This is a genomic window from Burkholderia sp. AU6039 (assembly GCF_002223365.1).
GTDB lineage: Bacteria > Pseudomonadota > Gammaproteobacteria > Burkholderiales > Burkholderiaceae > Burkholderia.
The window spans coordinates 219,339-241,781 of record NZ_NKFK01000005.1; the positions used below are offsets into that span (position 1 = coordinate 219,339).

Annotated in this window: 17 protein-coding genes; 14 read left to right on the top strand and 3 right to left on the bottom strand. The window is 64.4% G+C overall.

What is annotated here, in order from left to right:
* Positions 1–125: 125 nt before the first annotated feature.
* Both CFB39_RS18790 and CFB39_RS18795 read left to right on the top strand, forming a co-directional pair.
* On the top strand, positions 126–452 hold the full coding sequence (locus CFB39_RS18790) for a thioredoxin family protein (RefSeq protein ID WP_039369742.1): 327 nt from the start codon (positions 126–128) through the stop codon (positions 450–452).
* A gap of 10 nt (positions 453–462) precedes the next feature.
* A complete protein-coding gene (locus tag CFB39_RS18795; protein WP_089428528.1) occupies positions 463–882 on the top strand; it encodes a secondary thiamine-phosphate synthase enzyme YjbQ in 420 nt (139 codons plus the stop codon).
* A 116-nt stretch (positions 883–998) separates the two neighbouring features.
* On the opposite strand, the gene atsR is transcribed toward CFB39_RS18795, so the two are convergent.
* Genes atsR through CFB39_RS18810 form a run of 3 tightly spaced genes read right to left on the bottom strand, consistent with a single transcriptional unit; the run spans position 999 to position 4,237 of the window.
* On the bottom strand, positions 999–2,819 hold the full coding sequence (atsR, locus tag CFB39_RS18800; protein WP_089473963.1) for a hybrid sensor histidine kinase/response regulator AtsR: 1,821 nt from the start codon (positions 2,817–2,819) through the stop codon (positions 999–1,001).
* Positions 2,816–3,319, bottom strand: a complete 504-nt coding sequence (locus CFB39_RS18805; RefSeq protein WP_089457438.1) for a molybdopterin-dependent oxidoreductase — start codon at positions 3,317–3,319, stop codon at positions 2,816–2,818. The genes atsR and CFB39_RS18805 overlap by 4 nt, the downstream gene beginning before the upstream one ends.
* Positions 3,320–3,361: 42 nt before the next feature.
* Positions 3,362–4,237 carry a helix-turn-helix domain-containing protein gene (locus CFB39_RS18810; RefSeq protein ID WP_089473964.1) on the bottom strand — a complete coding sequence of 292 codons (876 nt, stop codon included), beginning with the start codon at positions 4,235–4,237 and terminating at the stop codon, positions 3,362–3,364.
* Positions 4,238–4,597: 360 nt separating this feature from the next.
* Between CFB39_RS18810 and CFB39_RS18815 the strand changes: the two genes are divergently transcribed.
* From CFB39_RS18815 to CFB39_RS18870, 12 genes are all read left to right on the top strand, one after another.
* Positions 4,598–5,185: a tetratricopeptide repeat protein gene (locus CFB39_RS18815; protein ID WP_089473965.1), complete on the top strand. Its 588-nt coding sequence runs from the start codon at positions 4,598–4,600 to the stop codon at positions 5,183–5,185.
* A 121-nt stretch (positions 5,186–5,306) separates the two neighbouring features.
* The gene (locus CFB39_RS18820; RefSeq protein WP_089457441.1) at positions 5,307–6,134 is read left to right on the top strand and encodes a hypothetical protein; all 828 of its coding nucleotides are present in this window, start codon (positions 5,307–5,309) and stop codon (positions 6,132–6,134) included.
* A 122-nt stretch (positions 6,135–6,256) separates the two neighbouring features.
* Positions 6,257–7,294 (top strand): hypothetical protein, encoded by a 1,038-nt coding sequence (locus CFB39_RS18825; RefSeq protein ID WP_089473966.1) that lies wholly within the window; start codon positions 6,257–6,259, stop codon positions 7,292–7,294.
* A 338-nt stretch (positions 7,295–7,632) separates the two neighbouring features.
* A complete protein-coding gene (locus CFB39_RS18830; protein WP_256991419.1) occupies positions 7,633–10,692 on the top strand; it encodes an ATP-binding protein in 3,060 nt (1,019 codons plus the stop codon).
* 118 nt (positions 10,693–10,810) lie between these two features.
* Positions 10,811–10,996 carry a hypothetical protein gene (locus CFB39_RS18835; protein WP_179257699.1) on the top strand — a complete coding sequence of 62 codons (186 nt, stop codon included), beginning with the start codon at positions 10,811–10,813 and terminating at the stop codon, positions 10,994–10,996.
* Positions 10,997–11,446: 450 nt separating this feature from the next.
* The gene (locus CFB39_RS18840; RefSeq protein ID WP_089473969.1) at positions 11,447–12,121 is read left to right on the top strand and encodes a response regulator; all 675 of its coding nucleotides are present in this window, start codon (positions 11,447–11,449) and stop codon (positions 12,119–12,121) included.
* Positions 12,122–12,244: 123 nt separating this feature from the next.
* Positions 12,245–15,256 (top strand): hybrid sensor histidine kinase/response regulator, encoded by a 3,012-nt coding sequence (locus CFB39_RS18845; protein WP_089473970.1) that lies wholly within the window; start codon positions 12,245–12,247, stop codon positions 15,254–15,256.
* Between the two features lie 571 nt (positions 15,257–15,827).
* Entirely contained in the window at positions 15,828–16,412 is a 585-nt protein-coding gene (locus tag CFB39_RS18850; protein ID WP_089475593.1) for a fimbrial protein, read from the top strand.
* Positions 16,413–16,526: 114 nt separating this feature from the next.
* Positions 16,527–17,267, top strand: coding sequence for a molecular chaperone (locus tag CFB39_RS18855; RefSeq protein ID WP_373452738.1), 741 nt, complete (start codon positions 16,527–16,529; stop codon positions 17,265–17,267).
* Positions 17,268–17,355: 88 nt separating this feature from the next.
* Positions 17,356–20,025 (top strand): fimbria/pilus outer membrane usher protein, encoded by a 2,670-nt coding sequence (locus CFB39_RS18860; RefSeq protein WP_089475595.1) that lies wholly within the window; start codon positions 17,356–17,358, stop codon positions 20,023–20,025.
* A 25-nt stretch (positions 20,026–20,050) separates the two neighbouring features.
* On the top strand, positions 20,051–21,172 hold the full coding sequence (locus tag CFB39_RS18865) for a fimbrial protein (protein ID WP_089473971.1): 1,122 nt from the start codon (positions 20,051–20,053) through the stop codon (positions 21,170–21,172).
* Between the two features lie 86 nt (positions 21,173–21,258).
* Positions 21,259–22,398, top strand: coding sequence for a fimbrial protein (locus tag CFB39_RS18870; protein WP_179257700.1), 1,140 nt, complete (start codon positions 21,259–21,261; stop codon positions 22,396–22,398).
* The last annotated feature ends 45 nt before the right edge of the window (positions 22,399–22,443 follow it).

Below are 22,443 nucleotides of genomic sequence, written 5' to 3' on the forward strand. Positions count from 1 at the left end.
TTTGCGCCGGACAGGAGCGCCCGGCATCGCACGCGCTTTTCCGCTACAGTAGGAGATCGCAGGCCGCGCCCGCCGCGTCACACGGGCACGCGCGGCCTTGTTCCGCCAACGCACACGAGGGTCCGATGGATACCGAGCAACGCTACACCGCCAACGCGCCGACGCGCGCGGAAGTCGACGCACTGGGCGGCCCGACCGTCATCGAATTCGGCGCGAACTGGTGCGGGATCTGCGCAGGCGCGCAGCCGGCGATCGTCGCGTCGTTTTCCGCGCATCCCGCCGTGCGGCACCTGAAGATCGAGGATGGCCCGGGTCGGCCGCTCGGCCGCTCGTTCGGCGTGAAGCTGTGGCCCACCCTGGTGTTCCTGCGCGATGGTGTCGAAGTCGCGCGCGTCGTGCGCCCCGCCGACGCGAAGCAGATCGAAGCCGACGGCTTCGCCGCGCTGGCCTGAGGTCACGACGATGCAACAGGCGATCACGCATATCGGCATCGACACGCGCGGCAGCGGCCTCGTCGAATTCACGTCGCAGGTGCGCGCGTTCGTCGACCAGCAGGCCATCAGTACCGGCCTGCTCACCGTGTTCTGTCGCCATACCTCGGCATCGCTGCTGATCCAGGAGAATGCCGATGCGTCGGTGCAGCGCGACATCGAGCGTTACTTCGCGACGCTCGCACCCGAGGACGCCACGCGCTACGAGCACGACACCGAAGGCACCGACGACATGCCGGCGCACCTGCGCACGGCGCTCACGCAGGTGCAATTGTCGATCCCGGTCGAGCAGGGGCGCATGGTGCTTGGCACGTGGCAGGGGATTTACCTGTTCGAGCATCGCCGCGCGGCGCACCGCCGCGATATCGTGCTGCACCTGATCGGCGAGTAAGCGGCAACCAGCGCAACAAGCGGCAACCAGCGCAACAAGCGCAACAAGCGCAACAAGCGCAACAAGCGCAACAAGCGCAACAAGCGCAACAAGCGGCGCATCGCCGGCACACCGGCTCAGGCGAGCAGCTTCTCGACGAGCGCGCCGAGTTCGCGCAGGTGGACGGGCTTCGGCAGGAATGCGTCGAATACCTGCTTGTTCTCGCGCAGCGCCGCCGATTCATATGCGCTGACGCCGAGGATCGCCGGATGCCGGCCGTCGTCGTCGGGTACCGCGACCGTGCGAATGCGCCGCGCGACTTCGAAGCCGCTCAAGTCCGGCAGCTCGAGATCGATCACGACGATGTCGTAATGTCCCGTGCCGAAGCGCGCGACGCCTTCCTGCCCGGTGCCGCACAGATCGGCGTCGATGCCGAGCGCAGACAGCATCGCGCCGAGCGTTTCGCGCGCGTTGTCGTCGTCGTCGACCACCAGCGCGCGCCGGTCGCGGTGCACGGATGCGTGCGGTAGCGCGAGCGCGTCGCCGGCCGCGTGGCCGGCGGTGTCGATGCCGGGCACTTCGGCCGGCAGCGTCACGACGAACTCGCTGCCTTCGCCCACGACGCTGCGCACGTCCACATGCCCGCGCAGCGTCGTCACGATTTCGCGCACGACGGCGAGCCCCATGCCGATCCCGTCCACATGCAGCCCGACCGCGTCGTTCGCGCGATAGAACGGCTCGAAGATCTTCGACAGGTGCGACTTCGCGATGCCGGTGCCCGTGTCGCGCACGGCGATCTTCAATTGCTGGCCGGCCGGCGCGTCGGCGAGCGTGATCGACACGTCGATCGACCCGCCGAGCGTGTACTTGACCGAGTTCTCGATCAGGTTCGACAGCACCTGGCGCAGCAGCTTGCGATCCGAACGGATCGTGAGGTCGTGCGGCTCGACCTGCTGCGCGATCGCGATCCGCTTGGCCGCGATCTTCTCGCGCAACGGGTCGAGCACCTCGGCGAGCAGCGACGCCATGCCGACGGTTTCCCGTTCGGCGAGGCGCTTCGTCGAGCGCAGCTTGATGTAGTCGGTCAGATCCTTGACGAGCGCCTCGAGCGACAACGCGGAATTCTGCAGCCGCCGGATCGTCTTCAGGTTCGCCTCCGACTGCGGGCGCGCGAGCAGGATCTCGACCGATCCGCAGATCGCCTGCAGCGGCGTGCGCAACTCGTGGCTGACCATCCCGAGGAACGCGTTCTTTGCCTCGATCATTTCGAACGCACGGTCGGACGCCTTGCGTTCCGCGTCGAGCGCCGCGTCCTGCCGCTCGAGCAGGTCGTCACGCGTGCGCATCGTATAGAACAGCAGCAGGAACAGCGCGCACAGGATCACGCCGAGCACGATGCCGAGGATCAGGATCGCACGCTGCTTCTCCTTCAGCTGATGGAACGTGAAGTCGCGCTGCGCCATTTCGATCGCGCGGAAATAGTTCGCGAGGCCGTTGACCTTCGGCCAGTACGCATTGACCTCGTCGATGACCTGCTGCGCGCTTTTCGGCGAATCGCGCAGCAACGGGACTTCGCGCTTCAGGCGCGCCATGAATTCGCCGAGCGCGTCGATCTCGTTGCGCGCGCGCGGGATGCGCAGCCAGTATTCGGATACTTCAGACGGCCGCTGCAGAAAGCCGAACGACACCGACAGGCTGTCGAGCTGCATCTGCACGTGATTGAAGTCGTCGTCCTGGTGCGTCGTGTAGAGGATCAACTGCCGGTCGAACCGCGTATAGACGTTGCGGTATTGCGCGGCGGTCCAGAACACGCCTTCGCGCGGCCCTTCGAGCACGCCCTCGTTGACCGAGGTGGCGAGGAGGTCCCACAACAGGAACGCCCACGCGGCGAACCCCATGATCCACAGCGAGCCGAGGACCAGGATGATTTTTCTATTTTTCCATCGCCGGCGTTTCATTTCACCGTCAGGCCGATGATCTGCCACGCGAACTTGGCTTCGCCGAGCGGCGTCTTCAGTTCATCGGGATACTGGTCGCGCGGGTACATGATCCACAGCGGGCCGTAGTTGTCGTTGCCGAGCACCTTGCCGTTCATCGTCCGTGCGAGGATTACGCCGTAGCGATCGGCGTCGGACACCGGAATCGTGAACGTGTACTCGTCGATGCAGCGGAACTCGATCTGCGTGCCGTGCGCGCCGACGGTCTTCAGGATGTCGGACAGGCGCGGGCCGGTGAAGGCCGCCTTCGGCGTCCAGCTCGTCGACGTGACGATCGTGTGCTGCGGCAGCGCCATCAGCGCCTGCTCGGAAAACACGTACGCCGTCTTGCCCTGCTGGTTGTGCTTGTCGATCTTGCCGTCGACGGTGAACGTGAACGACGAAGCGGCCCAGGTCGCGGCGGCCATGCCGAGCAGGCAGGCCGTCAGCAGGTGCTTGGTCCAGATGGTCGAAATTCGCATGGGTTGCCCTCGGTCGTGCGGTGGTGATTTGTCGTTGGAGTCTCAGTTCGCGGCGGCGGTGGCGGCCGGCAGCGTGATCTTCAGTTCGCGCGCCACTTCGGCGAACAGGATCGGCAGGCGCACCGGCTTTTCCTCGCAGCGCGCGTTGTAGTGCGACACGATGTGCGCGATTTCGTCCTCGCTGGCTTCGCCGGTCGAGATCTTGCCGGTCAGCAGGAAGATCGGCGCGCCGCTGTTCTCGCTCGAGCGGATGCCGCGCACGAGTTCGGCGGCGGTCTGGTCGCCGAGCATCCAGTCGAGGATGTAGCCGTCGAAATCCTCGACCTCCAGTGCCTTGCGGAATGCCGCGCCGTCGAAGTACGGGATCGCGTTCACGCCTTTTTCGATGAAATATTCACATACCGTTTCGGCGACATCCTGCGAATCGTCGACCACGGCGATGCGCGCCGCATACACGTTCGGCTGGGCCGAGCGCAGCTCGATGACGTCGACCGGATACGTGCGGCCCTCGCGCGCGTGCTGACGCTCGGTGATCAGCCATTCGCCCTGCCACTGCAGCGCGACGAAATCCGTCTCGCTCTGGCTGCTGGCCTTGGTCGAGATCGCCGCGCGGCAGCGAAAGCGCCGCGACTCGATCACGAGCGTCGCGTCGATCATCTCGGCGGCGGGCGGCTGCGTGCCCTTGTCGTCGAGCAGGATCGCGGGCGGCACGCCGAAGTGCGTCGCGATGTCCTGCAACTGCGACAGGTTCCACGGGATCAGGCCTTTCATCTTGCGCGTGACGACCGAGAAGCTCAGGCCGAGCACGTTCGCGATCGTCGTGTTGTGACTTCGCGGCGGAATCCCGTTCCGGTTCAGTAGGTCGCGCACCTTGTTGGCGGTGATCAGATCGACGTTGGCCTGCTCGCTGTTGGACATCTCGATGGGGTCTCCAGGGGTTTTTGGCGAGGGTGAGCATATCAAAACTGACGCGTCATGCAAGCTTTGAAAAAGCGAATGACCTTGACATGCCATTTTTCTTCATTATTATTGCTCACCACGTCACTATTGTTTGTCGCGTCATGTTTGGAGATCGATGCCGGCGACAGCCGGAACAACGAAAAGCGACAGCAATGAAGCAGTGACGGAACGATTCGAAGAGAGAACCTGAGAGAGCCTTGGAGTGCGTGTCGGCGTCGGCGGATTGTATCCGTTGCGCCGCACGCCGCCGGGTGCGAGCTCACGGGGGTGGGATAGCTCGAAGAATTGCGGCGCCAATAAAACCTGAGGAAAGTAACAATGTACCGCCGTTTGATCGCATCGGGGCTGCTGTTGCTATTGGCCGCGTGCGCGCAGGATCCGTCCCTCACCAGCAACACGGTGCGGATCTGCGACGACACCGGCTGTTCCGACCGTCCTAAAGATCAGGTCTCCTATCAAAAGAGGGGCGATTCGGAAGACCAGGAAAGCCCGCGCATCGCTGCGCTGAAGCAGACCGCGAAGACCCAGCCGAAGGCCGCCTACGACCTCGGCCTGCGCTATTTCCGCGGTGACGGCGTGCGCCAGGACAGCTACCAGGCACTCAAGTGGATGCGCGAGGCCGCCGAGCGTGGCGACCTGCAGGCGCAGAAGGCGCTCGGCAGTTTCTACCTGTTCGGCCTCGAGGAAATGGGCTCCGATGCGCGCGAAGCGGAGAAGTGGCTGTCGATCGCGGCCGGCCGCGGCGACAAGGAGTCGAAGAAGCTGCTCGATCTGGCGCGCAAGGCCAAGAAGGAAGACGAAGAAGACTGGAAATGGCGCACGGAATGGCGTGATCGCTATTACGGCTACTGGTACTCGGGCTATCCGTACTACGGCGTCTGGCAGCAGACGTACTGGTACTACTGACCGGGGCTGAAGCAACGGGGGCAGTAGCGGGGAGACCACCATCGCGCGCCAGCCGGGGGGCTTATCGAAGTTCGCACGAACACATAAGCCGAACAACGACTCTAAATCGATCGACAAAAACATGAAGACCAACCTTTCCCAACGTCTCACTCAAGGTGCGCTGGTGGCAGCGCTTTGCGCGTCCGTGGCAGGCTGCGGCGGCGTGGTGACGCCCGGCGGCCAGAACGCGGGCGTGACCGGTGCCGCCGCGGGCGGCGCGAGCGCCGGCGCCGATTCACAGCTGCAGCGCTGCACGTCGCCGCTCGGCACGATCGCCGTCGATGACGGCCGCAACGCCGACTGGTGGGGCCCGTTCGGCAGCGCGACCAAGGTGACGAGCATCGACCCGCTGCTGCGCCTGGCGGTGCAGCAGTCGAACTGCTTCGTGATCACGTCGATCGGCAACCAGAAGAGCGACGCGCGCCTGTCGCGCATCACGCAGTTGCAGCGCAACTCGGGCGAGTACCGCGCGGGCTCGAAGCAGCAGAAGGGCCAGCGTGTCGCGGCCGACTACTACATGGAACCGCAGATCGTCATCAACGATTCGCCGATCGGCGGCATCGGCAGCATGATCGGCGGGCTGATCGGCAACAGCGCGGTGGCCGCGGTAGCGGGCCATCTGCAGACGAAGGCGTCGGTCGTGACGCTGACGCTGTTCGACGTGCGCTCGGCGGTGCAGATCGCGGCGTCGGAAGGCAGCTCGACGGCGACGAACTACGGCGCAGCGCTGGGCGGCTTCGGCGGCGGCGTAGGTGGTGGGCTCGCCGGTTTCTCGACGACGCCGGAAGGCAAGGCGACGGTCGTTGCGTTCATCGATGCGTGGAACAAGATGGTCGTCGCGCTGCGCAGCTACAAGGCGCAGGACGTCAAGGGCGGCCTCGGCCGCGGTGGCCAGCTCCAGGTCAACTGACGTCCACGGGCCGGCGGTGCGCCGCCGGCCGATTCCTGATTCGTGATGCTTGACTGTCCGTGCGCGCGGCGTGATCCGCGCGTGCCGGCTTCGTTCGTCCTTTTTGCACCGAGGTGATCCCGATGAAAGCCGTTGCTCTGATTGCATTGACCTGTCTGGCGCTGACCGCTTGCGGCGGCGACGATTCCTCGCCCGCGGCGTCCGGTGGATCGGGCACGAGCAACAACGGCGGCACCGGTGGAACCGGCGGCACGGGCTCGGGCGGGACGGGAAGCGGCGGCAGCGGTGGTTCGGGCGGTTCGGGCGGTTCCGGTGGCTCGGGCGGCGGCACGTTGACGTGGCGTTACGAGGCGCAACCCGTCGCGGCCGACAAGGCGAGCTTCCTGACGCTGGTCAACAATGAAGGCGCGAAGGGCTACCGCTATCTGGGCGACTACTACTACAGCGCGAGCAACGGCGGGACGCAATCGATCTTCGTGAACGACGGCACCGCGCAGACCTACACGTACCAGCTGCAGAACGCCCCAGCCGACATGACGTCGTTCGTCAACACGGCCAATGCGCAAGGGTCGAGCGGCTACCGCTACGAAGGGCCGCTCACGTACGGCGATCTCTATCGCAAGGACGGCGGCTCGTCGGCCACGTACACGTACACGACGACCAGCTTGCCGGCCGACACGAATGCGTTCCTCACGCAGGCGAACGGCCAGGGCCAGTCGGGCTACTGGTTCCTGGGGCCGATCGTGGTGGCATCGGTGCAGGCGAACATCTACATGAAGAACAACGCGTCGAGCGCGACCTATACGTACGACGCGCTGGCGCCGGCGTCGACCGTCAGCGACTTCATCGCGCAGGCCAACAGCGAAGGGGCGAAGGGGTATCGCGCGAAGGGCGCGATGGCGTTCGGCACGGCGATTTCGTGGGTCTACGTGAAGGACCAGACGCAGTCGCCGACCTTCACGTACCAGTCGGCCGCGATCCAGTCGACCGGCGCGAGCTTCGTCCAGCAGTCGAACACGTTCGGCGGGCAGGGCAGCGCGTATCTGAGCGACATGGCGCTCGGCACCACGCCGCCGCTCGCGATGGCGTCGTTCTATTTCACGCCGAAGAACTGCACGGGCTTCCTGTGCACGACGCTGAATCCGCTCACGCAGAACTGAGCGAACGACGCGGCTGCGACAGCCGCCGGCCGGGCATTTTTTCGAAGCGGGGCGAGGGCCGGAGAACGGCGCTCCCCTGCTTTTTTGCATCCGGCGCAGACCCGGCGATCACGTACGTCGTTCCGACCCTCACCGACCGAATCGGGATGCGGATTTCGTTCAAGTTCCAAATAAGAATTAAATAATATTGGACGTGTACTAAACCGTTCATTCCGGACTGATTTTAGGAAAACCGTTTGGCATGATCGTGGCATTCCAATTCCCTGGGCCACTTTCGTCCGCGATGCCGGAGCCGGATGCAGACGCGTCCCGGCGCCCCGGCGTCGTCGCATTGCGACATGCCAAACAGTCCGCTCCAATCCATTCGCCGCTATCAGAACATCTCGGTGTTCGGCGGCGGGATCGTCGTCACGATCCTGATCCTGATCGCCTGCGCGCTCGGGATGGGTTCGATCGTGTACGGCTATCTCGATGGCGAGCGGCACAACTTCCTGACGGGCATGGTGCAGACGCTCAACGAGATCAAGGTGAGCGAGACGTCGTTCCGCAACGGCGTGACCAATGCGCAGCTGATCTGGCGGGAAACCGGGCCGGTGCCCGACAGCGTGGTCGACGCGTTCTATGAAGCGGGCGAGCGTACCGCGATCAAGCCTTATCCGTCCGTCGTGTTCGGCGTATCGGAGCAGCCCGCCGACCGGGCCGAGGTGGCCCGCTACCTGTCGTTGTCGGTGCTGCTGGCGCGCATCTGCGCGGCGAGTTCGATCAATCGCGGGCAGACGCTCGCCGGCTATCACTACAGCACGCGCACGAGCCTGCTCGGGCTCGTGCCGGATTCCGGCGCCGGCGGCGGCGCGCTCGCGACACCGGAAGGCCGCGCGCGCGTGATGGATGCGCTGCGGATCGATTTCGGCGCCGACCCGGCGCAGGTGGTGGGCCCCCCGGGCCGGCCGCACGTGCGCTGGCTGCCGCCGTTCACCGATCCGGTGTCGGGCGCCGCGCGCATCCGCCTCGCCGCGCAGGCGCAGGTCGACGGCAAACCATTCGCGGTGCTCGTCACCGAATATGCGCCCGAGCACCTGCTGTCGTGGCAGCTCGAGCATCCGGTCGACGGCGTGTTCTTCGTGACGACCGGCGACAACCACCTCGTCGCGGCGAGCCCCGGCGTGGCCGGCGACGCAGCACGCACCGGCCGCCTGGTCGCGCTCGATGCGTCGCGCGATCGCACGAAGCCCGAGCAGGCTGCGTTTCGCGACGGCTTCGTGATTTTCCACGGCACCCTCGACGCAACGGGCTGGACGCTGGCGTATGCGCTGCCGTGGACGGACGTCGTCGCGAACGTCGCGTGGCGGGCGAGCCTGCTGCTCGGCGCGTCGCTGCTCACCATCGCGATCATGTGGATCTTGCTCGTGCGCTTCCATCGCCGGGTGTTCGCGTCCGTCTATGCGCGTTCGCAACGCGTGTTCGACAGCGAAGCGCTGTGCCGCAGCGTGATCGAGACGGCGCCGATCGGGCTCGGCCTGATCTCGCGCGCCGATGGCCACTTCATGCTCGTCAGCCCCGCGCTGGCCGAGATGATTGCGCGGCTCGGCAGCGACTATCGCGCGCTGTCCGCGCAGGCGGTGGCGCGCTACGACGCGTTCGTCGAAGGCGGCGCGGCCGGCGGCACGATGCAGACGGATTTCGTACTGGCCGATGCGGATGCCGGCGCGGCGCCGCTGCATCTCGAGGTGAGTGCCAGCGGCGCGCGCTACCAGGAGATCGACGTGCTGATCGTCGCGGTCGCCGACGTCACCGCTCGGCGGCAACTCGTTCAGCAACTCGAGGAAGCGGTGCGCGCGGCCGATTCGGCGAACGCGGCCAAGTCGTCGTTCCTGGCGGCGATCACGCACGAGATCCGCACGCCGCTCAACGTGATCCTCGGCAATCTCGAACTGCTCGACCGCTCCGCGCTGGATGCGTCGCAGCACGGTCGCGTGCAGACGCTGCGGGCGGCCGCTTCCGGGCTGCTCGGCCTCGTCAGCGACATCCTCGATTTCTCGAAGATCGAAGCGGGGGCGATGACCGTCGAAGCGATCGAGTTCGACGTGATCGGTGTGATCGAGCGCACGCTTGGTGCGTTCGCGCCGGTCGCGAGGGCGAAGGGGCTGTCGCTGTTCTGCGAAATCGACGCGAGCGATGCGCAGCGGATGCGCGGCGACCCGACCCGGCTCGGGCAGGTGCTCGGCAACCTGCTGAGCAACGCGATCAAGTTCACCGCCAGCGGGCACGTCTTGGTGCGCGTGTCGGTTGCGTCGGCCGGATGCGGCGACGCCGAGCTGTCGATCGCGGTCGAGGACACCGGCATCGGCATCGCGGGCGCCGATCGTCACAAGCTGTTCAAGGCGTTCTCGCAGGTCGATGCGTCGATCACGCGCCGCTATGGCGGCACCGGGCTCGGGCTTGCGCTGTGCGATCGCCTCGCGGTCGCGATGGGCGGGCGGATCGACGTGGCGAGCGTGCCGGGCACCGGCAGCCGCTTCACGTTGACGGTGCCGCTCGGGGAGGCGGTCGTGCCGCTCGACGCGCATTCCGCGCGCGGCGTGCGCACGCGGGTGATCGTCGTCGGGCGTACGGAATGGCAGCGCTTTGCGTTACCGCATCTGCGTGCATGGGGTTTCGACGTCGACGCGTACGAGCGCCCGGCGCTGATCCCGGCAGACCGTCATGCGCGGGCTGCCGCGATCGTCCTGTTCGGCGAGTCGGATGCGTGGCCGCGCGCGGAGCTCGACAGCGTGGGCAGCGACTGCCCTGTCGTGCTTGCCACGCCGGACGGCCCGCCGCGAGCGTATCGAGCGGGCAGGACGATACGCGTGTCGAGTTATGCGCTGGGTGGCTTCAAGGCCGCGCTCGCTCAAGCGATACCCGACACCGCAGGCCTTGCCGCGCAGCGAACGGCGAGCACGCACGTGGAAACCGCTCGTCCGGGTGCATGTCGCGTGGTGCTCGCCGGCATCGATTCGGTCAGCAGCACGCTGATGCAGGAGCAGCTCCATGTGCTGGGCTGCGAGGCCCGGACGGCCGGTTCGGCCGACGCGGCGCTCGACATGATGGCCACCGGCGAGTGGCACGTGCTGCTGGTGGATGCGAGCCTGCCCGACATGTCGGTCCGCGCGCTGGCGAACGCCGTGCGCGATCTCGGCATGGGCGGTGACGTGGTGGTCGTGACGTCGCATGTCGCACCCGCCGACCGGCGGCAGTATGCGGACGCGGGAATCGACTGCGTGCTGACGAAACCGGTGACGCTCGCGCACCTGCGCGGCGTGCTGGCAGGCATCGCTCGACGGCACGGTGCGCCGGAGCGGGGAGTCGGGACACAAGAACAGGACGTTGCGCACTTCGCACACGGTGGCACGGCATGAACGCGTGTCGATGGTCGTGGGCGGGCCCGACGAGGTCCGAAGGATGGAAGGCAGCGCGTCGCACGGGCTACGGCGGCGTAGATCAATCAGGTGAGAAGAGGGGAAGACCGTGCGCTACATGGTGAAAGTCTTCGTGATGTTGCTCGATTTCGCCACGCTTCCCGAGAAATCCAGACGGGATTTTCTCGGCAGGATGAACGAATTCCTGATCATGTCGCCGATGCAGAAGCGGCGCGCGATCACCGAATGGAAGCAGACGCTCGAGGAACGGGGCGAATCGGGCGAAGGTGTCCACCGACCATAACGACGATCCGGATGCCGGCAAGCGGTCGATGCGCGGCAGGCTCGCTGCTGCGCGAGTGGTTGCGATGGGATAGGGAGCGGGACGGGACGAGCCCGGCGCTGCGTTCCGGGAAGCCACTACATGCGTCGGCGCGTGTCTCGTACACATGCGTGGCGCCGGCCCGGAAGGGCATGCCGATCGGCAACGCCTGCTCACGTTCGGCCGGCGCGCCCATGCTGGGCATGGCGCAGGGCGACCCGACATACGGTCTGCCTCTGCCTGTCGGCCAATGCTTACGGTCTTACCCACGTTTTATCTTAAAATCGAGTCGCGCTTGCATTCTCCGACGGGTCGAATGTGGCGGGTCGAATCGACGGCCCGTCGGCTGGATGGAACGGAACCGGAACGGTTGCCCGCATCCTGCGGCTGTCGGTGAGTGCGCGATCAAAAGCCTCGGGGAGAAATGGGACGATGGATGAATTCTTTGTGCGTGTGATGGTGGCCGATGACCACCCAGCAGCCGCGATCGGCATGTCACAGGCGCTTGCCGACAGCAGCACGATCCGGCTCGTCGGCTCCGTGTCCAATTCGACCGATCTCGTGGCGGCGCTCGACGAGAAGCCGAGCGACGTGCTGGTGGTCGACTACGTGATGCCCGGCGGCAAGTTCGGCGACGGGCTCGTGCTGCTGTCGTTCCTGCAGCGTCGCTACCCGGCGCTGAAGCTCGTGACGATCACGATGATCGACAACCCCAGCGTGCTGCATGCGATCCGCAAGCAGGGCGTCGGCTGCATCCTGAGCAAGTCGGATGCGATTTCTCACCTCGTCGGCGCGGTGCACGCGGCATACGTCGGCGCCAATTACCTGTCGCCGCATATCAAGCAGCTGCTGGAGTCGGCCGGCTCGTCGGAGACGAGCCGCCCGCTGACGACCCGCGAGATCGAGGTGGTGCGGCTGTTCGGCGCCGGCTATACGGTCGGCGAGATCGCCACGCAGCTCCACCGCAGCAAGCAGACGATCAGTTCGCAGAAGACGAGCGCGATGAAGAAGCTCGGCATCGTGCGCGACGCCGACCTGATCCGCTATGCGAGCGACGGCAACCTGGCCGATGCTGCGGCGCCCGATGCGCCGGCCGCCGGCGAATAACCGGCGCACTGAACGTGGCCACGCCGGAGGTATCGCGCGAAGAAAGGCGATCCGCCAGTGTGGCGCGCCGAACGCGCGCATCCCGAGTATGACTTTCCCGTCCGGCGCCGCCGATCACCCTCCATGCCTGCAAAACTGAAACGACTGATCGCGCACGCGGCGGCGATGGGCCGCAAGCCATTCGACCCGAGGCGCGTTCGGCGGCAGCAGCGGGTGTTGCTGTATGGGGGCGGCGGCGCGGTCACGGCGTTCGTCGTCATCTGCGCGGCGCTGGTCATCCGGCTCGACGTGCATGACAGCCTCGGGCGCGCGCAGTCGACGTTTCTGCAGCGCGAGGCGGAGTTCTACGGGAACCTGCAGGCGGTGGACCGGGCGCTGATGACGTTCGGCTCTCGGACGGAGCAACTCTGGAACCAGGGCGCGCTGCCGTCGCCGGAGGCGCTCGAGACGTTCGCGGCGGCACACGGCAGGCTGGTCGCGAGCAATGTAACCGGCTGGAAGCCGTTCTTCGCGGTGGCCGAGATTACGCCGAATCATCCGGCCGAGTCCTATGCACGCTATCTCGGCGCCATGCTCGGGCAAATCGACCCGAAATCACAATATCCGGTGCGCCCGGCGAACGCCGAGCCGATCGGCGGCTACCTGCTCGGGCTCGATGGTCCGTTTCTCGGTGTCATTGGGGCGGGGATTGTCGCGCGCGCGCAGGCGCTGCCGTCCGATACCGACTTGCCGGCGCTGATCGCGAAGTTGATGCCGACTGGCGCGTCGACGCAGAAGCCGGCCATGCAGGGCCGCACGTTCATGCTCGATCGTGGCTACGATCCGATCATCGGGCGGAGCGTCGTGCGATTCGCGCGCCGGCTCGACGATGCGGCTGGTCGTCCGTTCGGATGGTTCGTGTTCAACGGCCTGTTCCGTCTCGACGACATCATGTTGCCGCAGTCAGACGACGAGGACGTGGCGGTGGTGGACGCGCGCGGCAGGATCGTTTTCGGGCGGCAGCGCGATCCCGCGATGATCGAACGCGCGATGAACGGCACGCGCGCTTCATCCGGTGGGCAGGTCGTCGTGCGACGGGTCGGCACGCGATTCCTCATCAGCGACGCGGTGCCCGATTCCCGCCTGACCGTGATGACGACGTTTTCGTGGCGCAGCGTGGCGAGAGCGACCGCTGTCGACATCGGCATCACGCTCGCGTCCGCGCTGTTCGCGATTGCGATGCTGTGGATCGCAATCCTGACATTCGATCGCCGCGCGCTGCGTCCGGCAAACCGGCGTGCGATCCGGTTGATCGAGAGCGAGGCATTCAATCGCACCTTGATCCGCACGGCCCCCGCCGGCTTGTTGCTGCTGTCTGCGGCCGACGGCGACACGATGGTGCGCAACGACGCCGCGCTCGCGTACGACAAAGGTGTATCTGGTCTGCCGCTCGGCAACCGCATCTGGCAGGCGTATCGAGAACGGCAGCCGGCTGGCGCGAGCGACCGGCACTTCGTCATGCAGCAGGAGCTGGCGGTCGAGCGTGCCGGTCACGACACGACGTATCTCGCGGCGCACATCGTCCGCACCAGGTTCCGCGGTGTCGAGGTGCTGCTGTGCACGCTCACCGACGTGACGGCCCGCAAGCTGACCGAAGACAAGCTGCGCGAAGCGCGCGTGGCCGCGGACGACGCCAACAAGGCGAAATCGACCTTCCTCGCGACGATGAGCCACGAGATCCGCACGCCGCTCAACGCGATCGTCGGCAACCTGGAGCTGATGGAGCGCGCGGAACTGCCGGCGGTCGAGCGGCGTCGCCTGAAGACGATCGTGTCGTCGTCGGATACGCTGCTGCACGTGATCAACGACGTGCTCGACCTGTCGAAGGTGGAATCGAACCAGATGGCGCTCGAGCACATCCCGTTCGACCTGCGACGCGTGCTGCAGGACGTCGCGGCGATTTTCCGGCCGCTCGCGGAAGCGAAGGGGCTGGCGCTCGAATGCGATGCCGCGGCTGAACTGGCCGATGGGTATGTCGGCGATCCGACGCGCTTGCGCCAGCTCGTGTCGAACCTCGTCGGCAATGCGATCAAGTTCACGGAGCGCGGCGCGATCACGATCGACGCACGGCTCGCGCGCAGCGGCACGGGTGTCGGATGTGTCGAGATCGCCGTGCGCGATACCGGCGTGGGGATTCCCGATGACGCATTGCCGACGCTGTTCGATGTTTACATGCAGGCTGATGCATCGATCTATCGTCGATTCGGCGGCACCGGGCTCGGATTGCCGCTGTGCCGTCGCATCGCGCGATTGATGCAAGGTGAACTGATGGTCGAGAGCCGGGTAGGCGAGGGTTCGACGTTCGTGGCGACGCTGCCGCTGTCCGACGCACCGGCTGGCTGGCGCGGCGTCGAAACCGAGCTGGATGCGACGCACGCCGGGCAAACGCGACCTCTGCATGAAGACGTGCCGCCACTGCGCGTGCTGGTGGCGGAAGATCACCCGGCGAGTCGCGCGCTGCTGCGGGACCAGCTCGACGCGCTCGGCTATGACGCGACGATCGTCGAGAACGGCGTCGAAGCGATGCGCACGTACTTCGAGCATCCGTTCGACATCGTGCTGACCGACCTGAGCATGCCGCAGCTCGACGGCTTCGCATTGGCGAATTTTCTGCGCGAGCAGGGTGCAAAGGTGCCGGTGATCGCGATGACCGCGCATGCGACCGACGAGGATCGGCACCGCTGCGTGCAGGTCGGTGTGGCCGAGGTCGTGCTCAAGCCGCTGTCGATTGACAGTCTTGATGCGGTGCTGCGCCGGCACGGCGGTCACGGCGGAATAGCCGTCGACGCAACGCAATCGGCGGCGCGCGAGGCCGTGCCGGCGATGACCGATGAAATCCGGCGGACTTTGCGTGAGGCCACGCTGCGCTCACTGGCCGCGATCGAAGCGGCCGTGTCCGGTAGCGATACGGATTCGCTCCGCGTGGAACTGCATTCGATGCGTGGCGGTTTCGCGCTGGCCGGCGACAACGGCGCGCGTGACGCATGCGCGGAGATGGAGACGGTGGTGAACACGGGCGGCGCGGTGGCGTTCGAATCGCGCTGGGAGGCGTTTCGGTACACGATGGAGCAGGCGCTCGAGCGAATCGATCGCTGAGGTGGCGGGGTGACGTCACGTATCGCCGCGATACAGCCCGGTCGAGGATTAAAAATAGCCACAGCGAAATCGGGTGACGGTTGATTTTATTTAAAGAAAAAGAATGTATTGCATAGGGGGCGGCCACGTTAACGTGGTGTTCCGCACGCGATCTATGTGATTAATGTTCGAGTCGATCGAATTAATCTGATTCCAGTTGATCTCCTGGAAGCACCCACCGTCTCCATCGGCGATCACACTGAACCGGGCCTCGTCCCGATCTATTCCACGGTAGCTCGGCACTGCCGACGCATCTTGAGCGTTTTCCATTTTTTTGCAACGACCCCGGTGACGCCGCGAGCACCGGAGCGCGTTGTTTCGATCGCGCTGCGGAGCGTACGCGACGCTCTGCGGACGAGTCAGCAGAAATAGACAAAAATGGTCAAATAAATTTAGTACAAGTACTAGAGATTTTTGGATTTATATAGGACTTGTTTTATGGATTAGGACTTTGTTGAAGGATATGATTAATTCGACTCTGGTGAGGAGTTATTTATCTGATTTAAAACGGAGAAAATGTATGGCAATCAACATGACGAAAATCACCGTCGCGGCAGCGCTTGCGTTGGCAGCGGGTGCCGCAATGGCATCCGACGGCACCATCAACTTCTCGGGCTCGGTGGTTGCATCGACCTGCCAGATCAACAACGGCACGAAAGATCTGACGGTGAATATGCCGCAGGCAGCGTCCAGCCAGCTGACCGCCCAAGGTTCCACGGCAGGTCGTACGCCGTTCACGCTGACGCTGTCGGGTTGTACGACGGACTCGAAGGACGGCGAGGGCAATGTGATTCCCGCGCCGGTGAAGAAGGTGTCGGTGGCGTTCGAGCCGGGCCCGAACGTGAACCTCGCGTCCGGCCGTCTGAAGCCGACCGGTGCCGGTACCAACGGTGTGGCAAGCGGTGTCGAAATCGGCATCCTGAACGACAAGTACGAACCGATCATGATCGGCGCGGAAAGCTCGGCACAGAAGGTGCAGACCGTCGATATCGATACGGCCGAGGGCGGCTCGGGTACCGCGACGCTGCAATTCGCGGCTCAGTATGTCGGGACGGGCGCCGAGGTCAAGGGCGGCAAGATGGACTCGTTCGTCACGTACTCGCTGATGTACCCGTAAGCACTCGGTACGCCGAGTGAGGCGTGCCGGCTGCCGGAAGGCGGCCGGCACCTGAGTCTATTCAAAATCGATACGACCTGATTTTAATTCGGACTGCAAATAACTGGAGATGAGATGAAGATGAACCGTCCGTATGGGATCTTGCTGATCCTGATGTCCATGCTGTTCTGCGCGAGCGTTCAGGCGAGTGTGACGTTGTCGGGCACGCGCGTCATCTTTGCCGGCAGCGAGAAGGAAGTCACGGTCCAGCTCACCAACGACGGCAAGCAGCCGGCCCTGGTCCAGGTATGGATCGACAAGGGCGACGAACGCGCGGCGCCCGACACGATCGACGTTCCGTTCGTGATTACGCCGACGGTTTTCCGCGTCGAGCCGGGCAAGGGCCAGACGCTGCGCCTCATTTATTCGGGCGAGCCGCTGCCGGCGGACAGGGAATCGCTGTTCTGGCTGAACGTGCTCGACGTGCCGCCCAAGGCGTCGTCGAACGACGACGTCAATCGCCTGCAGTTCGCGTTTCGCACGCGGGTCAAGCTCATGTATCGCCCCGACGGGCTACCGGGTAACCCGCTGGACGCGCCGGGGAAACTCAAATGGACCCTCGCAACCGACAGCGAGCAGCGCACCGTGCTGAAGGCGACTAATGAGACGGCGTACGTCGTCAACCTCTCCGGTATCGCGCTGAAGTCCGCCGGCAAGACCTTTGAAGCCGAGCTCGGCTATGTGCGTCCGGGCGAATCCGCGACGTTCCCGCTCAAGAGCGTGGCCCGCACGGATCTCGCCGGCGGAACGGTCCTGTACAGCAGTGTCGACGATTGGGGCAGCAATCACGGCCACGAAGCACAGGTTTCGAAATAACGCAGAGCGGGCGTGCCGTCCTTGTGGCCGGGGTCGGCCTGCGCAATTCACGTAATCAAACAAAGCAATCTACGAGAGCGGACGAATGATGGAGCGGCAAAACACAAGTGTGCAGGCAGAGAGCAGGCCAAGGCTGAAGCCCATTTGCGCATTGCTTCTCACGATCATGGCTGGTTGGCAGGAAGTGTCGCACGCGGCCCAGGCCGATGAAGGCGTGACGATGCAGCTCGCCGACGCCGGGACGATGCAGGTCGCGCAGACCGAGTTCGCGCAGGTCGAATTCGAGGGCGGCTTCCTGCACAACGGCGGCGGCGCGATCGACGTGTCGCGCTATCAGCGCGGCAACGTGGTCCGCGCCGGGGCGTACAGCCCGGACATCTACATCGACGGCAACTGGGTCGGGCGCGCCGAGCTGCCGTTCAAGTCCGCGCCGAATACGGTCGATGCGCAGCCGTATTTCGACAAGGCGCTGCTGAACCGCATCGGCGTCGACCTGACGCGCCTGCCCGCGGATGTCCGTGCGGCGCTCGACCAGCCCGGCACCAGCTTGCGCATCGGCCAGGTGATCCCCGAGGCGTCCGTCAGCTTCGACTTCAACAATCTGCGACTGGACCTGAGTATTCCGCAGATTTCGCTGCGGCGTACGGCGCGCGGCTACGTCAGCCCCGATCAGTGGAGCGAGGGCGTGCCCGTCGCCATGCTCGGGTACAACGTCAATGCGTACCACTCGCGTGCCAGCGGCCAGAAGGGCAGTACACAGGGTTACGTCGGGGTCGACGGCGGGTTCAATTATCAGCGCTGGCATTTCCGGCACAACGGCTCGTTCAACTGGGACGACCGTGGTCAACGCAAGTACCAGAACGTGTCGACGTATGTGCAGCGCGATCTCGCCGCGTGGTCGTCGCAACTCGTCGTCGGCGATACGTACACGACCGGCGACCTGTTCGATTCGACGTCGTTCCGCGGTGTGCGCGTGTATACCGACGACCGGATGTTGCCGGAATCTCAGCGCGGCTACGCGCCCGTCGTGCGGGGTGTCGCGAACACCAACGCGAAGGTGACGATTACGCAAAATGGCGTGAAGCTGTACGAGACGACGGTCGCGCCCGGCGCATTCGTGATCGACGACCTGTATCCGACCGGATACGGCGGCGACCTGCACGTTGCGGTGACGGAAGCGGACGGCTCCGTGCGGACGTTCTCGGTACCGTACGCGTCGGTACCGATGTCGCTGCGCCCGGGGCAGAACCGTTACAGCTTCACGGTCGGCACCGTACGCAACCTGACCAACACGAAACCGTTCTTCACGCAGGCGACCTGGCAGCGCGGCTTCACGAATATGCTGACGGGTTTTGGCGGCGTGACGGTGGCGCAGGATTACCTGTCTGCGATGGCCGGCGCGGTGCTGAACACGTCATGGGGCGCGTTCGGCGTCGACGTGACGCACGCGACGACGAAGATTCCGAACGAGCAGACTCATTCGGGACAGAGCTTCCGGATCAGTTATGCGAAGACGGTGGCGGCGACCGGCACGAACGTCGCGATTGCCGCTTACCGCTATTCGACGAACGGCTTTTTTGGTTTGAACGACGCGATGAGCGCGCGCGACCTGGCGAAGGGCCAGGTCACGTCGCAGGCACTCTATCGCACGCGCAATCGTGCGTCGCTGACGATGAGCCAGCAGCTTGGCGAGAAAGGCGGCAACCTCAACATCACTGGGTCGACCTCGACGTACTGGAATCGCACGGGTACGGATACCGATTTCACGGTCGGTTACAACAACTCGTTCCGCAACCTCTCGTACACCGTGTCGGCATCGCGGCAACGCGACGCGTGGGGCAAGTCGAGCACGCTGATCTATGCAGGGCTCTCGATCCCGCTCGGCAGTAAGCAGCCGGCGACGTTGTCGACGAACTTCAACCACGATTCGAGCGGTTCGACCCAAGTGTCGACGAACCTGTCCGGTTCGCTCGGCGCGGACAGCAACCTGTCATACGGCGTCAACGTCAACCACGGCGCCGGATCGGGCAATGCGCAGACGACTGGCGGCGCGAACATGATGTATCGCGGGTCGAAAGCAGAGCTGAGCGGTAGCGTCAGCGCGAGCAAGGACTACCAGCAGTACTCGGTCGGTACGCGCGGCGCGATCGTCGCGCATCGCGGCGGCGTCACGCTGTCGCAGCCGTTGTCGGAGACGTTCGCGATCGTCGAGGCGAAGCATGCGGAGGGTGCACGCATCACCAATGCATCGGGCGTGCGCGTGGACGGCAACGGCTACGCGATCGTGCCGTACCTGTCGCCATTCTCGATGAACGACGTGTCGCTTGATCCGAAGGGGCTGTCGACCGACGTCGAATTGAAGGAAACGAGCCAGCGCGTCGCGCCGTTGTCGGGCGCGGTGCCGATGCTGGTCTTCAAGACCGATTACGGCCGCTCGGCGGTGATTCGCGCACGGCAGGCCGATGGCGCGCCGGTGCCGTTCGGCGCGGTCGTCACGGACGGTGCCGGCAAGGATGTCGGCGTGATCGGTCAGGGCGGCAAGCTGCTGGCGCGTGGCCTTGCCGAGCAGGGTGAGCTGAACGTGCAGTGGGAGAAGGAAGGCGGCAAGGGCATTTGCAAGATCGCGTATTCGCTGCCGGTGCGCAAGCGGGCATCCGGTTATCAGCCGCTTCAAAGCCTCGAATTGCCGTGCGTGGCGGGTAGCGTCGCTCAATATGCTCCGCCCGTATCGAAGGTGGTCACGCAGCCGGCCACGTGACGTGTCCGAGCGTGATTAGGACAACGTGGCCACGCTGGAGCTCATCGAGAGCGCGTGCAACATGAAGGCAACGGCGGCTGCGTGTGCGGACAAGGTGTCGCAAGGCGGGTGCGGCCCGGAAATTGTGAAGGGTGACAGGCAAATGGGGATGAAGAGAGTGACCAGGATCAAGGAAATGTTGATCAACCGGATTGGAGCCAGAAGGCTTTTCATTTCAGCCATGATTGCAATGGGGGCGTCATGGTCATCTTCCGGTTACGCGATCGACCAGTCAGTGACCAAATTCGGCTCGGCCATCACGTTGCCGAGTACGACGCCCGCCGGAACGATTCTGGCTCGGGATTACGTGTCGATGCAGCAGATGTGCGGTGCGGCAACTTGCTCGATCAATGCCGTATCGTTGTGGACATACGGGGGCGGAACGATGAGCGACGGTCCCGACGTTCCGACGAATGTGTCGGGCATATCCGCACGGTTGTTGATCAACGGCGAGCCGCAGATACGGATGAATGTCACCGGAAAGACGATCGTCAGCAGGCAACCGCTCGAAGTGCAATTAATCCGGGATGGGCTACCTTTGCAGCCCGGCAACCTGGCGGGTGGCCAGGGCGGAACCAATCCGGCCTACTTCTATATTTGTGACCGGCAGGTCTCCGGTTACTGCGCGAGCACGTACACGAAGCTGGCGATTGCGCTGTCCGCCAAGGTTCAGCTGGTTGCCGGCACCTGTCAGACGCCCGATCAGACCGTTGTGTTGCCGGGCGTATCAAATTCGGCATTCAAAGGGGTTGGCACGACGTCGGGCGTAAGTGGAGTTCGAAGTTTCAATTTGCAGTTCAAAAATTGTCCCGCGGGATTTAATCGTGTTGGCTACTCCTACGTACCGGTTGGCGCACCCTTGCCGTCGATCAGCGGCACGTTGCCGCTTGGCCAAGCATCGACAGCGAGCGGCGTCGCTATCCAGATCATCGATCAAAAAAGCAGTACACCCGTAACGTTTAATAACTCGATCAGGCTGTCGGAATACAGCACGGCGACTGGAGGCTCATTTTCCGTACCGTTGACGGCCACATACATGCAGACGGGCTCGAAAATTACGCCGGGAAGGGTGTTCGGCGCGCTACAAGTACTGATGGACTATCAATGATGCCGGCATGATCGCGCAGGGCGGCAACTGCCTGACCATCGACTTTGACGTTGGGGCCTGCAAGTCGGATGTTAAAAGGAGCTGCTATGCAACTGACCCGTCGCGATTATTCACCTCTTTCCGTCATGACGCGGAAGTTGATGGCGCAGTGCCTGGGTGCGCTATGCCTGGTATGGTTCGTTTTTTTTTCGAGCGAGGCGCATGCGATCTCGACCTGCTGGAGCTCTTGGGGCGGCAATTGGACCGTCACGCCAGTTCCGGCGCAGAACATCACGGCTGCAATGGACGCGCTTGCACCGGGCACGATGCTCTCGAGCACTGCAACGGCCACGACCGGGGATGGGAAGGTGATTCCCCTGGATCAGACCCCCGAGTGTATCGATAGCGCCGGCAGGCGCATTGCGTACGAAGTGACTCGGACGCCGCTGCCCGGCGTGACCTATCAGGCGAATGGTGCGAGCTATTACGTTTTCGATAGCGGTGTGCAAGGGATCGGATATGCGCTCGAAGTCAGAGCGGGTACGCCGGCAAGTGACAGGAAGTGGGTGCCGGTCAACACCATGTCGACTCCCCTTGCGACCACGAGAGACAACTCCGCGACTTTCTTCTTTGAAATGCGGGTCATCGTTGTTTATACGGGGCGCTTGAAATCCGGTTCGTACTCCGTACCGGAACAGCGCTTTGGTGGAAGATTTGCGATTTATGGCGCGGGGAGAGGAAACCTGCAGACCTCCAATTCTCTTTCGTGGCAGATCGCCAGCATCAAGGTCGCGCAGCGAACGTGCAAGCTGGCAAGTGGTACGCCGCAGGATGTTGTGCTGCCTCGCATTGTGACGACCAGTTTTCCGGACAGTATCGGTGCGGTGGCCCGGAACGGCGCCACGTCATTCGCCCTGCAATTGGATTGCGATCGCGACGTGAAGGTACACGCAACAATGACCGATGCGTCTAACCCGACGAACACCAGCGACATGTTGAGCGCGGCACGCCAATCGACTGCCAGTGGCGTCGGTATCCAGATTACCCGGCCGAACGAACCGGCGCCGGTGAAGTTCGGGCCCGACTCGCCCGCCAATGGAACCGTGAACCAATGGTATGCCGGGACGTCGCCGGTCGCCGGTGGAGGCTTGACGTTGCCGTTCGTCGCCAAGTATGTCAGAACCGCTCCCAAGATCACGGCAGGATCGGTTTTCGCGATAAGCACGATTACGTTCTCTTATCAATAAAAGCCGACTTCCCGCGTGCTTTTCAGTCGTCGAGCTTTCGAACCC

Excerpts from the sequence above, each read along its gene's own strand:
- CFB39_RS18790 (WP_039369742.1), top strand. The coding sequence starts at position 126 with ATGGATACCGAGCAACGCTACACCGCCAACGCGCCGACGCGCGCGGAA.
- CFB39_RS18795 (WP_089428528.1), top strand. The coding sequence starts at position 463 with ATGCAACAGGCGATCACGCATATCGGCATCGACACGCGCGGCAGCGGC.
- atsR (WP_089473963.1), bottom strand. The coding sequence starts at position 2,819 with ATGAAACGCCGGCGATGGAAAAATAGAAAAATCATCCTGGTCCTCGGC.
- CFB39_RS18805 (WP_089457438.1), bottom strand. The coding sequence starts at position 3,319 with ATGCGAATTTCGACCATCTGGACCAAGCACCTGCTGACGGCCTGCCTG.
- CFB39_RS18810 (WP_089473964.1), bottom strand. The coding sequence starts at position 4,237 with ATGTCCAACAGCGAGCAGGCCAACGTCGATCTGATCACCGCCAACAAG.
- CFB39_RS18815 (WP_089473965.1), top strand. The coding sequence starts at position 4,598 with ATGTACCGCCGTTTGATCGCATCGGGGCTGCTGTTGCTATTGGCCGCG.
- CFB39_RS18820 (WP_089457441.1), top strand. The coding sequence starts at position 5,307 with ATGAAGACCAACCTTTCCCAACGTCTCACTCAAGGTGCGCTGGTGGCA.
- CFB39_RS18825 (WP_089473966.1), top strand. The coding sequence starts at position 6,257 with ATGAAAGCCGTTGCTCTGATTGCATTGACCTGTCTGGCGCTGACCGCT.
- CFB39_RS18830 (WP_256991419.1), top strand. The coding sequence starts at position 7,633 with ATGCCAAACAGTCCGCTCCAATCCATTCGCCGCTATCAGAACATCTCG.
- CFB39_RS18835 (WP_179257699.1), top strand. The coding sequence starts at position 10,811 with ATGGTGAAAGTCTTCGTGATGTTGCTCGATTTCGCCACGCTTCCCGAG.
- CFB39_RS18840 (WP_089473969.1), top strand. The coding sequence starts at position 11,447 with ATGGATGAATTCTTTGTGCGTGTGATGGTGGCCGATGACCACCCAGCA.
- CFB39_RS18845 (WP_089473970.1), top strand. The coding sequence starts at position 12,245 with ATGCCTGCAAAACTGAAACGACTGATCGCGCACGCGGCGGCGATGGGC.
- CFB39_RS18850 (WP_089475593.1), top strand. The coding sequence starts at position 15,828 with ATGACGAAAATCACCGTCGCGGCAGCGCTTGCGTTGGCAGCGGGTGCC.
- CFB39_RS18855 (WP_373452738.1), top strand. The coding sequence starts at position 16,527 with ATGAAGATGAACCGTCCGTATGGGATCTTGCTGATCCTGATGTCCATG.
- CFB39_RS18860 (WP_089475595.1), top strand. The coding sequence starts at position 17,356 with ATGGAGCGGCAAAACACAAGTGTGCAGGCAGAGAGCAGGCCAAGGCTG.
- CFB39_RS18870 (WP_179257700.1), top strand. The coding sequence starts at position 21,259 with ATGCAACTGACCCGTCGCGATTATTCACCTCTTTCCGTCATGACGCGG.